The organism is Lacrimispora sphenoides JCM 1415 (assembly GCF_900105615.1).
Classification (GTDB): Bacteria; Bacillota; Clostridia; order Lachnospirales; family Lachnospiraceae; genus Lacrimispora; species Lacrimispora sphenoides.
Genome location: NZ_LT630003.1, coordinates 1,256,924 through 1,270,290 on the forward strand (window position 1 = coordinate 1,256,924; position 13,367 = coordinate 1,270,290).

General features: G+C 31.8%; 10 protein-coding genes. All 10 read left to right on the plus strand.

Translation table 11 applies throughout. From position 1 onward, the window contains the following. Positions 1–11 precede the first annotated feature (11 nt). The 10 genes from BMX69_RS05575 to BMX69_RS05620 all read left to right on the plus strand — a co-directional run bounded on the left by BMX69_RS05575 (position 12) and on the right by BMX69_RS05620 (position 13,285). Positions 12–347: a hypothetical protein gene (locus BMX69_RS05575; protein WP_054791833.1), complete on the plus strand. Its 336-nt coding sequence runs from the start codon at positions 12–14 to the stop codon at positions 345–347. 63 nt (positions 348–410) lie between these two features. Next, positions 411–1,772 carry a hypothetical protein gene (locus BMX69_RS05580; protein WP_242941366.1) on the plus strand — a complete coding sequence of 454 codons (1,362 nt, stop codon included), beginning with the start codon at positions 411–413 and terminating at the stop codon, positions 1,770–1,772. Between the two features lie 43 nt (positions 1,773–1,815). Beyond that, positions 1,816–2,031: an IS1096 element passenger TnpR family protein gene (locus BMX69_RS25210; RefSeq protein WP_100041787.1), complete on the plus strand. Its 216-nt coding sequence runs from the start codon at positions 1,816–1,818 to the stop codon at positions 2,029–2,031. Positions 2,032–2,685: 654 nt separating this feature from the next. Beyond that, positions 2,686–3,681, plus strand: a complete 996-nt coding sequence (locus BMX69_RS05595) for a PDDEXK nuclease domain-containing protein (RefSeq protein ID WP_100041788.1) — start codon at positions 2,686–2,688, stop codon at positions 3,679–3,681. Positions 3,682–3,943: 262 nt separating this feature from the next. Next, positions 3,944–6,646, plus strand: coding sequence for an HD domain-containing protein (locus tag BMX69_RS05600; RefSeq protein ID WP_166433179.1), 2,703 nt, complete (start codon positions 3,944–3,946; stop codon positions 6,644–6,646). An 82-nt stretch (positions 6,647–6,728) separates the two neighbouring features. Then, positions 6,729–6,905 (plus strand): winged helix-turn-helix domain-containing protein, encoded by a 177-nt coding sequence (locus BMX69_RS25215; protein ID WP_100041790.1) that lies wholly within the window; start codon positions 6,729–6,731, stop codon positions 6,903–6,905. Between the two features lie 180 nt (positions 6,906–7,085). Continuing rightward, positions 7,086–7,322 (plus strand): hypothetical protein, encoded by a 237-nt coding sequence (locus BMX69_RS24380; protein ID WP_147297053.1) that lies wholly within the window; start codon positions 7,086–7,088, stop codon positions 7,320–7,322. Positions 7,323–8,192: 870 nt separating this feature from the next. After that, positions 8,193–8,339 carry a hypothetical protein gene (locus BMX69_RS24045; protein ID WP_157724391.1) on the plus strand — a complete coding sequence of 49 codons (147 nt, stop codon included), beginning with the start codon at positions 8,193–8,195 and terminating at the stop codon, positions 8,337–8,339. A 679-nt stretch (positions 8,340–9,018) separates the two neighbouring features. Beyond that, positions 9,019–10,500 carry a hypothetical protein gene (locus BMX69_RS05615; protein ID WP_242941367.1) on the plus strand — a complete coding sequence of 494 codons (1,482 nt, stop codon included), beginning with the start codon at positions 9,019–9,021 and terminating at the stop codon, positions 10,498–10,500. A 331-nt stretch (positions 10,501–10,831) separates the two neighbouring features. Then, positions 10,832–13,285, plus strand: a complete 2,454-nt coding sequence (locus tag BMX69_RS05620) for a DNA cytosine methyltransferase (protein ID WP_100041792.1) — start codon at positions 10,832–10,834, stop codon at positions 13,283–13,285. The last annotated feature ends 82 nt before the right edge of the window (positions 13,286–13,367 follow it).

Consider the following 13,367-nt stretch of genomic DNA (forward strand, 5'->3'; position numbering starts at 1 on the left):
GAAATAGAAATATGGCAAAGTATACTGATGATGAGATACGCAGTATGTCAAAAATAACATGTAGAATTGCAGGAGATTATTTGGGAATTACTCCGATGGCAGTCAGCATTGGCATGAGAAACAGTCTTTTGCCAATAGGCTTTGCAATACATAATGAAGAACGGGATAGGCGTTATTCTGAAAGTTGGTCATATCACATTATTCCTGAAAGATTAATTGCTTATAATTATGGAAAGATTAACGAAGTCCAGGTTGTGAATATTGAAAATAATCTGACTACAATTATAGAAAAATTTGAAGAAATGAAGCAAGATCTGCTTTTTATATTAAGCGAAAACGCAGAGTAGAAGAATTAGAATTGTTCGAATATGCATTTTCGCTATCACAGTATAAAGATGAAGAGAAAAAGTATGAAGGGAGAAGGAGTTGGCATGAAAAGTAGGCATATAATTGTTTTGACAAGGCAGCAGCTTTATGATGAGATCTGGAAACTATCGGCGTCTGGAGTTACGAAGAAGTATAATTTACATTATGGCAAATTGATAAATAGCCTAAAGCAGGCTAATATCCCATATCCTTCTTCTGGATATTGGACAAGATTATCCTTTGGAAAAGATGTGTCAGGAGAAGTGGTACCGTTATCTGGTTCCGGCGATGAGGCGGTACAACTGATACTTGCGGATGCAACAGTTCCCAGAAAACGAAAGGAAAGACCTGAACAGTCCCAAAAAGCTGAAGTAAGAGAAGAGCAACTTCAAGTTGAAAAAGTAGATATATTGCCTGTAGCAGAATCAATTGAGATACCTGATATGGTATTGCCTTTTTTACCAGAGGAAGAGCGAACACAGTTTACTGAATTAATAACCAGCTTGGAAATCAAACAAAATGCACATTTGCATAAGCATCTGGTGACTTATAAAAAAGCAATAAAGGAATATAAGGATTTCCAGAAGCAATATAGTTTTCCCATTAGAAATAGGCATTATTATAATCAAGGTAGATCAGTGGAGCCGCCACATTTTATAAATGATGTTTCAGATGATGGATTAAACCGGGTTATTCAAATATTGGATGCATTATTTAAGGCTGTTGAAAAATTAGGTGGAGTGGTTCAGGATGATCTGTCTATGAAAATAAGACAGAATATGGTACATGTAAAATTTGCAGAGGCCCAGGACAAAATTCCACATGAAATTACCAAGCAGGAAGCCAAGGAATTGTTGGAATATAAAGAGGCCAAGAAATTTGGTCGAGATGTAAGGGAACCAAGAATAAAGAAATATGATAATGTATATAATGGCAAGTTGCGTATTGTGTTTGATGATAGTTCCTATATAAGAGACGGTGCTGAAGTAAAATTGGAAGACAGACTGAAGGATATATTGCAACAGTTATATGAATGTTCAGAGGCACACAGAATTGAGCGGGAGAAACGGGAAGAACAGCATAGGCTCTATCTGGAGGCAAAGCAGCGTGAGGAAGAGCAGAAGCAGAGAAGGAAATTAGAAATGGAGAAGACACAGGCCTTGGAGAACATTGCCAAGGATTATCAAATTGCGTGTGAGATCCGAAATTACATATCAGCAGTAATGAATAAAAATGATTTGACGGCTGAAAATCTGGAATGGATTGAATGGGCGAAAAAGAAGGCTGATTGGTATGATCCGATTGTTGCGAGAGAGGATGAATATCTAGGACCGCGGGAGCATTCGCGGTTTGATGATGAGAAGGATTTGATGAAGAGCAAAAGGAATAGTATGTATGGCTGGTAATTAAAGTATTAAGAACTTTAGCTCAATATTTAAGAGATGTATTATGGAAATAAATTGTAGATTATATGACATCTTTCCTGACTATAAGGAAATAACTTATACCTATGACTTCGTATATAATTGGAAGCATTATCTGGAGAGTATTGTTTCTGATTATTCTTATAACTATTTCAGATGCTTGGAAGGGGCAGGTAATACACCACCTGAGGATGATGGGGAAGGAAAGTGGATACCAGAACTTTTTGGAAGTTATTTCTGATCCGGCTCATGAAGAACATGAATCTAATGTAGAATGGGGGATAATGCAGGGTTACTCTGAATTTAAAATTGATGAAGTAAATAGAAGATTAAGATTACTGACAGATCACCTTTATTAGAAGCATTAAAAATCTTTTATGAGGGAAATTAATATGAAGAATGTCTATCTAATAGGAGTGACGATGGTGTCGGGAAAACCGGTGTCTGCCAATTGCTCAAAACAAAATTGCAGAACAGTGTTTATCTCGATGGGGACTGGTGTTGGGATATGCACCCCTTTCAAGTAACAGAGGAAACGAAAAAAATGGTTATAGATAAGTACATCTTTTTGCTCAAAAGAATTTATAAAAAGGAAAAGACAATTGCTTATTTTATTGTAAATCCATATGAAATGGCTATGGGGGACGCGAAAAAGGTAAGAATTCAAGATGGTAAGAAAAGTAAGAATATTGGATTATAACCTATATAATAATTAAGAAGAAAGTAAGCGGCAATTTTTATAAAAAATGTAAGGGGCAGATAATGTTAATTTTTATGCCATTTCTGCATTGAAAATAAAAGAATGGATTTTGAAATTGAATACTGTACGCTTAGAAATTATAATGAATTATGTTTATTTCCGTGATATACTTAATTATCAGGAGGTATATAAATAGTGGAACGAGAATTTTATGAAAAGATAAAAGAAATTTTGTTAAATGCCCGTGTTAAAGTATATCAGATGGCAAACTTTGCTATGGTAGAAGCATATTGGAATATAGGGAAGAGTATCATTGAACAACAGGGTGGAGAAGTTAAGGCCGAATATGGTGCTGGGCTGTTAAAGGAATTATCGAAGCAAATGACAAGAGATTTTGGAAAGGGATTTACTGTAGCAAACTTAAAGAATATGCGACAATTTTATTTGACGTTTTCGAATGGCTACGCACTGCGTAGCGAATTAAGTTGGACTCATTATCGCTTGTTGATGCGGGTAGAAAATGAGAATGCACGTCAATTTTATCTAGATGAATCCATAAAATCAAACTGGAGTACGCGACAGTTAGAACGGCAAATTAACTCATTCTTTTATGAAAGATTACTTTCTAGCCAGCATAAGCAGGTGGTTGCAAACGAGATTCGGCAATTGGAACCAGCAAAAGAGCCAGAGGATATTATTCGTGATCCGTATGTTCTTGAATTTTTAGGGTTGAATCCTAATGATGATTTTTTTGAAAGCGATTTAGAGCAGGCACTTATTACTCATTTACAGAATTTTTTGCTGGAACTAGGGAGAGGTTTTTCTTTTGTTGCAAGGCAGAAAAGAATAACGTTTGATGGGCGCCATTTCAGAATTGATTTGGTATTCTATAATTATATTTTGAAATGTTTTGTATTGATTGATTTAAAAATTGGAGATTTGACCCATCAAGATTTAGGGCAGATGCAGATGTATGTGCACTATTATGAGAGAGAACTGATGAATGAAGGAGATAACCCTCCGATAGGAATTGTACTTTGTGCAGACAAGAGTGAGTCTGTAGTAAAGTATACGCTTCCAGAAGACGAAACACAGATATTTGCTTCTAAATATAAACTATATTTGCCAAGCGAAGAAGAACTGCTACTGGAATTAAAGAAGGAGTACGAAGCGTTGGAGGGAAATAGATAGGACGCAGAAAGCGAAAAATGGTCAACAAGCTGTTGGCTGCTTAGAGATTTCCAACAAGGAAAAATTCCGCCTTCCTGGCATCATTTTTACACACTCAGGAAATGTGGAAACTTGCGTCGAATTGTGTCGTAAATAGTAATTGATTGAAATGGAGGTGTTTTAATTGACTCAAAAAACTTTAATAAAGTGTAATATGTATAAACTATTGGATGATCGAAAAGATAGCTCTATAGCCAAAAGCTTAGCGGGCTATTCATTAATAATGGAAGGACAGGTTGCAACAATATTAGAAAATATTAAAGTTAACTTTTCAGAGTTTACTGACCATGGAGTGCAGCATTCTTTAAGAATTATAGAGTATGTATATAAAATTCTAAGTGAGGAGATAAAAGCAGAATTCTCTGATATTGAAATTTTTTGTTTTGTCATGTCTGCATTTTTTCATGATATGGGAATGACATTGGCTGATGTAGATAATAAAGAGGAACAAAGAAACAATCACCATCTATATGCAAGAGAACCAGTTGAACAATATTGTGACATATATTTAAATTCTATACAAGAATATAGGAGAATACGCGAATGTGTTTCATTTGTTTGTGAGGCACACGGAAGAGACATTATTGAACTTTACAGTGATGATAGGTTTAGAAAAGTGGATTTAATTCAAGGGCAGACATTAAGATATGGGCTGCTAGCAATTTTGTTGCGTATAGGTGATTTAATGGATATTGAAGAGGGAAGAACTAACGAATTTAATATGCATTTAAATAGTTCTTATTTTAGAAATCCAGTTTCAAGTCAACATCATAAAAGAAGTTTGGAAATAAATACTTATAATTATAATGCAAGTAATATAATTATTATCATTAAAACAGAAAATAGAGAACGATATAAAATATGGGATGAATGGCTTAAGTATTTAGATAATGAAATAATGTATGCTAATACTCATTATTTTTCAGGAAATAATAAACAGATGGGACATTATAAATTTCCAGAGGTTATAAAAAATATAGAGCCTGCTCCCGGGGCTGATTTTCTTGTAGAAGAGATTAGGTTCCAAGTAGATGAAAAGGGGGCTTTATGGGATATCTTAACAAATTCAATATATACGCATGAGTTTGATTATATTAGGGAATTAATACAAAATGCCATTGATGCTACATTGTTAAAATACTATACAGATACAAATTTCAATATTGAATCTATTTCACCGAAAGCTTGGAAAATCTCAGATAAAGTCTATATAATATATGCACAGAGTACTTCAACACTTATAGTGATTGATCACGGGATTGGTATGAATGAAGGCGAAATAAGAAGCTACTTATTTAAAGCTGCTGACTCTGGATACAAATATAAGAAAAAAAGAGAGGAATTTGAATTCCCTTCAATCGCTAAGTTTGGGATAGGATTTGTTGCATGCTTAACAAAAGCTTTGAAAATTGAAATTATTACACAAGCTCATAACAGTGCTCAGATAAAGGCAGAAATAGAAGAGAAAAGTACAGTGGCTTTTATAGAGAAGGCAAAGGAATGTGAAACGATAGGAACGATAATAAAATTAAATATTAAAAACAAATTCTCTTTTGAAGAATTAAAAAAATATGTTTTGGAGACATTTGTTTATCCTAGTGTGAACTTAGAATTAATAGATTTTGATAATTTTAATATTATAAATGAAAAAACAAAATTTGGAGAGCGTACAAGATTTAATTTAGATTTGTATGAAGGTATTTGTAATATAATTGACAATGTAAAAAATTTAAATGATATACGTATGCTTTATATATCTGACTATGTACAGGATAATTTATTGCTTGCAAAAATTTCATCTATTTTAGATAATAATATTAATGATTTAAAACCACTGCTATCAGGGATTACGTATAAATCTATTGTAAAAGAAAAAATCGAAAATATAATTAATGAGAAGGATTTCGGAAGACAAAAAGTGCATGATACTATATTAATGTCTAGAAAAGAAATTGAAGAGTATCTACATGAATATCCTATTTTTAATTTTGAAATACTAAACTCACTAATTGATAATATTACTAATTATGACTTTTTAAATATAGAAATTGATAATAGTTTTGGCGTAAGTAATATAAGTCGGATTTATAAAAAAATAAAAACTAATAGTAGAGGAATTCTTTATATACGTACTAAAATATTTGATTCTAATTTAGGTATTGAATGGCAAACTATTAGTAGTTTTATATATAATAAAGGGAGAATTGAAAAAAATTTACTGAGGTTATCAGGAGATTATGAGAATATTGAGGATGAAGCTATTATTAGCTTGAATGAACTGGGAGATGCGGATTATGAGATTGGAATGCTTTATGAGGAGGAAAATGATGAGTACTATTATGAAAGAGTAAATATAATGCAAAGTGAAAATTATGATGATTATGATACATTAAATAATTATGATGTCATTTTTATTAACAATAATGAATATTTAATTGCGTATAATGTCGATTCAAAAAAAATTGAAGATTTGAATTCAACAAATAATGTTTACAATGCATATAAATTATTTGAAAATACTGTAATGCCAGTCGATAATGAGGGAATAGGATTCCAGATTGAAAATTCAAAATTATATCAAGATGGTATATTCATGGAATTCAATCCGCAGATTATAGTGCCTTTAGGTGTAGGATGGAGTATTTGTAATTTGACTGCAGGGTCAAGGTTTGAATTAAATGCATCAAGGCATGAGCTTAATATGAGTAGAAATATTATTGACGTTTGGATAGGGACATATGGTGAAATTATTCAAAAAAGTATAGCGGAACATTGTGTTCGGACTTTTAAAGAATTGGGTTTAGAATATTCTGTTGAAAAATTATTAGCAGCCAATCAAGATGATACATATATTTCAAAGAAGAGTTACGATAGTATGAAGAAAATACTAGACAATATAATTTGTAGAGATGATATAAGGATCTAAAAATGTGGAATCTAAACGAAAGTTTTATGCGATGATTTACCAAAGTACGCCATTGAGTGCACCAATCTAAGATATAAATTTAATGAAACAGAAAATTATTAATATGATATTGGATAATTCCAGGATATCGCAGGCAATGATGGCCGATGAACTAAATATTTCTATCAGAGCTGTGAAAAAAAGCATGAAGGAATTGATGGAGATGAGACTGATTAAAAGAGTCGGCTTGTCGTATATGGAAGGTAAAAACTCAGGATAAAAATGATAGGTTATAGTAGGCCATTAGACAAAGAAATTTTCCGCCCAGGCCCAACTATATTTTCCCGTCATCATTATCGTACACTCAACAAATGTGGAGAGCGTGGTTCTGATGCAACGCTGTGGTGTGGAAAGCAAAAAATAGAATTAAACCACAAGATGTTGTGGTTTTTATGGTGGATTGAGTGAAGAACATGATATACCATCAGATGAAGAACGAAGAAATATTCGAAAAAAGGCTTCCTGCACAGAGTTTGGACAATTATGCCCGGCGTACTTTGTAAGTGAACCATTAACGGAAACGAGTATTGAAAGAAATAAAAACAGAAATATTCCACACGCCACAATTATTAGGGTGCTTTTAGAGATAGAAATACCTGTCAATGTTGCGGGAAGATATTACTTAATTGCGAAATAGAAATAGATCATATTATCTTTTATTCAAAGAGAGGAACTTCAGATGAATCTATAGTTTAGCAAAATTAGTCAATGCCTATAAGAGCCAGGATACCTTTGCAGCGCTTGTGGAAGGCGGAACAACTGGAGCATTTGGCTATGGGGATTACAATTCAATATAGTGCTTAGTATTTTTCTCTATTTCCGTGCTGTACAATCCATAGCAATGTTTTTCGGTTATGATATTAAGAATGATAGTGCTGAATTAGTAATTGCAAGTGAAGTGTTTACAAATGCTTTAAGCCCGGCACAAAACGATGAGTAGTATTTTATAGATTTGAAATAAGGCATATGTGCAGAATTGAATAAGAAATCTATTTACATGGGCCTAGATATCGTAAAGCAGTAAGTAGTTGCAGTAACTGAATTATCGAATCGAGTGTTTGCAGCTATTTTGAAGCAATAATTTCCTGGAGAGCATTGGGAGTTGAACCAATTGGAAAATAAGAAAAGGATTTGGGAATGTGAAATATTAAAATGAAGTTCTGTCAAGACCCAATCATGCTTTGATTATATGATAAATCTTGCTAATGTTTGTTAAGTTTTTTGTATATGTAGAGGGTATTGATGGTAGTAATTATTTAGATATGATGTTAATAGAAAAAGAAAATGTTGGTTATAAAATCGTACCTTCGTATAACATTGACAGGATACGCGAGAATTGTATAAATAACATTGATAAGAATTTATAACACACTTTATAAAAAGTTTTTTGATATGGGGATTATGAAATAGAATACAGCAAAGAAAAACTAATTAAGTCAACACAGATAATAAGGGATAAAATTTAGTGGGTCTGCGCTTTAAAATTTGAATTTATTGGGGAGAAGAGATGTTAATAATTGATGTAGAACACGACACTGATTCATCTAAGGATACTTGGGAAAAATTGTTCCAAGTAATTTATAAAGAAAAATTTGGAGAATATTTGGATCTTATCGATATTCAAGATAAGGAAACTTCAAAACCTAAACGTTAGTATGCTAAAATTAATAAAAGTCAATGTCCTGAATTGAGGAATGAATATCCTAAATTTAAAATGGCAGGGGACTGCGACTTTAATTTTAACGCGAAAAAAATTGAACTATACAGAAAATTACTGAGTGATAAAGAAAATGATCTTTTAACAGAATGCGCAAATATGCATCATTGCTTATATAACTTTTCATTTATGCCTATTACGGGAAATATGCAAGGTGTCAAGGGAAATGATAAATATGATAGATTTGATAAGTTTGTATATTTATTATCAATTTTTTATGACCAGGCCTCTTATGAGGATAAAGAGAAATGTAAAATAATTGATGAGATATTTATGTAGGTTTAGTACTGTTTTTGAGTATTGTAGAGAAATATATTTTATAGATGAGTCTTTTACTACGAAGTTAATAAAAAATGGTGAAAAAGATATTCGAGATGAAGAAGCCACTATTCAATATATGAATCTTGCCAAAGAATATTGGGGAATAAGAAGTTCTTATTTTAGAGAGAATTTTAATATTTGTTTTTAAAAAGATATAATAGAATTGTTAATTAATTGTCTATTATATTTTTATGTATAATTGTTATAAGCAGAATGTTCTCTTCATTAATATTAATGGAGAGGGTTGATCATGCTAAAGATAAAAGCTTTAGAGGGGGAGAAAAGGTGATGAAGAATGAAAGATCTCATTTCATATATTAAAGGCTATTCAACCAGAGATTTTATTTATTTTTTTGCAGAAGAGTCTATCTCCATATTTAATAATCAAGTGGAGACACCAGTAAAAGGTTTAAACTGCACCAAGACATACCCATTAAATGCCATTTTACATGGTTTTATGCGTAAGAAAGTAGATGTCATGTTATCAGCTTGGGATGTTCAAAGTTTAGCATATTTATCTATTTTATATGCTAATGACTATAGAAAGAAAACAATTCAAAAAGATGAAGTAGGCACGATTGTCAATATGTATAGGGGGTACGAGAATGAGCATTCTGGAAGTGGGCATTTTAAAAAAGCAGAAATAACTGACATTTTTAAATTTATTATGGGTATGACATATGAGCAATTTAAATATCAGAATCTGGCATGGACTTATCAGAGTTTTAATAGAAATTATCATATGCTGATTGGTTCTGAAAATATCAATAGAAAACAGATTGTAGATATTAATAAAATAACAAAAGAGTTGTTTGGGCTTAATGTAGATGAATTTTTAACAGCAGAATTAATAATTTTATGGCTGTGTAGCAAACATCCTGACCCATTAAGCGCTCCAGAGCAGACATATCGAAAAAAACATTCAAGCATTCTTACAAGAGAAAATTTACAAAAAGTTATTGGATATTATTCTGTTCCATATAGTGAGGTTAGGGAATCACAATTAAAGAAGCAAATATTTTACCGTAAGCCATTTGTTATTACCAAAAAGACAGGAGAAACGATTGCAATAAGTTTTTATTTGGTTCAGATGTTGCTGGCAGACGGATTATATTGGTTGGTCAGAGACTATTATCAGGAAAATAATTGGGGATTAAAGTTTATAAATGCCTTTGGAGAAATGTTTGAAGATTATTTTGAAGAAATAGCAAATCTATATTTGTCCAGGGAAATGTGGAATAAGATTCCGGAACAAAAGAAAAAAAGTGCAGATTATTTTATTGAGGTGAATGATGCGTATTTTTTGTTTGAATTAAAATCTGGTTTGCTGGGAATTGGAGCAAAACAGCAAGTGCCAGATGTACAGCGGATAGATAAGTTTTATAATAGAAACATACGAGAAGCATATGAACAACTTAAAGCATCTGAACAGGCATATGAGGGCCAAAAGCCAGTGATTAAGGTGTTTTTATTATATGAAAATATGACAAATACTCAAATAATTATGTCATCCATACCGGAAATATTTGTAGAGGATAGAAGATGCTATATCATGTCAATTGATGATTTGGAAATGATGTTAGCTACATATAAAAATGATAGGAACAAGTTTGATAGAATAGTAAGAGCATTAGCAGATAACATAAATAGTAATATTCATTATAAAAGTGTATTAAAAGTGCTAAATGATTATGAAGCCATTGGTAATATGCATTTTATTGATGAAAGAGATTATTATAAAAAAATAATGGAGAGGTTGGAGGGAGAACTTAAATAATAAATGTGGATAGGATGCGATAGTTGATACAAATGAAAACTGAAAAAACGGAGAAATATAACTGTATAATTGTATGTAAAATGGGGGTCAGGTAGTTGGAGAGTCTATGGTAGAATGGTTACGCCTGTAATTAAAAAAAAGAAATTATCATCACTGAATACCAATTTGGCGATAGCATTAATACAGGAGAACAAATACGATGAATATGAGTGTACAAGACCGGATGATTCTATGCAGAAAATGGATAAATAGGTGTTTTAGATCAAAATTTGAAATAAATATTATAGTTTGTGAATTTCAAGTATTTCTGCAATAGACAGGAGCATATAAGATGAAGATTTCAAAAAAATTAACAGTTGTTGATTTGTTAACTGGTATAGGAGGCAGAGCTTTAGGGTTTCAAGAGGCGGACTATGATGTGGTTTGTGCTGTTGATGCAGATCCTATATGTAGAGAAATATATAGTCAAACAATTAGAAATAGCAGGTTCATTCTATCTGACATAAGCAAGATATCAGCAAAGGATTTACCAAACACGGATTTAATTATTGCAAAATTAGTTATGAATACATTTAAAGATGCTGGTAAATTAAGAGAGGAGGAAGAACAGAACAAGAATGATTATATATTTGATATTATATTAGAAAAAATTCCTATGGCTTTTGTTTTAGAAATTCCGAGTATAATGATTACAAACAAAAAATCATCTGAATTTAGGAATATGTTAGGAGCGAAAGTATTTCGTAAATATTCAATTTCATACCAAATAATAAATGAAGCCGATTTCTCGGGTTTTCCGGTGATCGGCAAACAATCATATATGGTAGGAATCAGGAATGATCTGTATGATGAGGAGTTTTACTTCCCTTATGGAAATAAGGATAAAAATATAATATATCAAGAGCAGTCGGTAACAGCTGATAGTTGGTATAGAAAAATAACATTTAACCCCAATATAGAATTGGATAAAGATAAATATTATATACGACAGGGTAGAGAATTTTATGAATCAGGCACAGTACATATGGGGTTTTTCAGAGAAATGTATTTAATGGATTCTATTGGATTAAGAAGATTTACACATAATGAATGCGCTCATATAAAAGGGTTAAAAAAGTACAATTATAATAAGTGTACTAATAAACAAGATATGTATAGGAGAATAGCATATGCTTCTAATGTTTTTGTATGCTATGAAATAGCATTGGCTTTGAAAAAATATCTGCAAAATGGTTTATCTGTACATAGCAAAGTTAATGATATGAGAAATCAAAAAAAAGAAAAGACTAAGGAATCAAAGCTTCCCAATAATTTATCCGATGATATTATTTATCCGAAACATAAGATTTTAAGTATGCATGTTGATAGTTTAAAAGGATTAAAGAATTTAGATATTTCTTTAGATAAAAACTTGACAGCAATTATGGGGGTTAATGGCGCGGGAAAATCTACGATTTTGCATGCTTTAGCTTGTGTTTATGGACCATATAAATTAGGAGAAAACCATAAATTTTCTTTTTTCTTTACTCCTAATCCTGATTCAAGTTGGAAAAATAGTAAATTTTCAATTACGTACTGGGATGAAAATTTGCAAAAAGAAATAACAAGAGAATATAGAAAAAATACTGATAGGTGGGCACCACGGTATTCTGATAGGCCGAAAAGAGACGCATATTATATTGGCATTGAAACATGTATACCAGAGATAGAGAAGGAGCAACAAACTTCATATATTGATTATAATACGATTCTTGCGAACGATAAAGTTTCGTGTAAGATAATTGAGTCAGCAGCTTATATTCTGAATAAAAATTATGATAATCTTAATTATCATAAAACGAAGAAAAAAGAATTAATCGGTGTACATACAAAAGATAATATGCGATATTCATCTTTAAGTATGGGGGCAGGAGAACAAAGAGTATTAAAGATTTTAAAAACAGTATATGCAGCAAATGCATATTCGGTGATTTTAATTGATGAAATTGACCTCTTATTACATGTATTAGCTTTGAAAAGATTGATAAAAAAATTATCGGATATCGCAATAAAGAAGAATCTGCAAATTATTTTTACAACACATTCAATGGAGGTGAGAAAATTTCAAGATATAGTAGATATTCGGTATCTAGATCCATTGGAAGAAAAAACAATGGTGTATGACAAAATCAATCAGGATATAGTATATGAGCTGAGTGAGGATGTCAACAAAATAATAAGAATATATGTTGAGGATATACTGGCTGAAACAATAGTAAATGTTGTCGCGGGGACTTTAGGAATATCAAGAGCTGTAAAGGTTGTAAAGATAGGGTCGGCTAGTAATGCATTTGTTTTAGCTGCAAGTTTAATATTGCAGAAAGAAAATATAAGAGATATTTTGATTTTGTTAGATGGTGATGTCTATAGAAGTCAAGGTGAAAAATTAGATGCAGTAAAAAGAGTACTTTCTGGTACAGAAAAAGATCATGAGGATAAGGTGAATATGGCAGCTGCGTTAATACGTCAACTCATACTTCCTGAAAAGACAGAACCAGAGAAACACATTTTTGATATGCTTATTGAGATGCAGGACAATGATGAGATTGTAAAAGTAGCTAGAAAACAGAAAGCCGTATCAAATAGCCATCAATGGCTAGATAACTTGGTAGTTAGAATAGGTAAAAGTGAAGAGCTAATTCTAGATAAAATTATAAATCTGGTGGCTGAGCATGAACGATGGGAGGAGTATGTAAACGAAATTCGTGAATGGCTAATTAATAAAAAAGAGATTTTGCATCTATAGTTTATTTATCTAGGCAGGTTTGCGATATTACTAACTGATACTTAAACGGTTAAATCGCTAGTTGTAAGCGGGTAAAAAATTA

What these genes read in the sequence shown, in the direction of transcription:
- BMX69_RS05575 (WP_054791833.1), top strand. Translation starts at nt 12, where the DNA reads ATGGCAAAGTATACTGATGATGAGATACGCAGTATGTCAAAAATAACA.
- BMX69_RS05580 (WP_242941366.1), top strand. Translation starts at nt 411, where the DNA reads ATGAAGGGAGAAGGAGTTGGCATGAAAAGTAGGCATATAATTGTTTTG.
- BMX69_RS25210 (WP_100041787.1), top strand. Translation starts at nt 1,816, where the DNA reads ATGGAAATAAATTGTAGATTATATGACATCTTTCCTGACTATAAGGAA.
- BMX69_RS05600 (WP_166433179.1), top strand. Translation starts at nt 3,944, where the DNA reads ATGGAAGGACAGGTTGCAACAATATTAGAAAATATTAAAGTTAACTTT.
- BMX69_RS25215 (WP_100041790.1), top strand. Translation starts at nt 6,729, where the DNA reads ATGAAACAGAAAATTATTAATATGATATTGGATAATTCCAGGATATCG.
- BMX69_RS24045 (WP_157724391.1), top strand. Translation starts at nt 8,193, where the DNA reads ATGTTAATAATTGATGTAGAACACGACACTGATTCATCTAAGGATACT.
- BMX69_RS05615 (WP_242941367.1), top strand. Translation starts at nt 9,019, where the DNA reads ATGAAAGATCTCATTTCATATATTAAAGGCTATTCAACCAGAGATTTT.
- BMX69_RS05620 (WP_100041792.1), top strand. Translation starts at nt 10,832, where the DNA reads ATGAAGATTTCAAAAAAATTAACAGTTGTTGATTTGTTAACTGGTATA.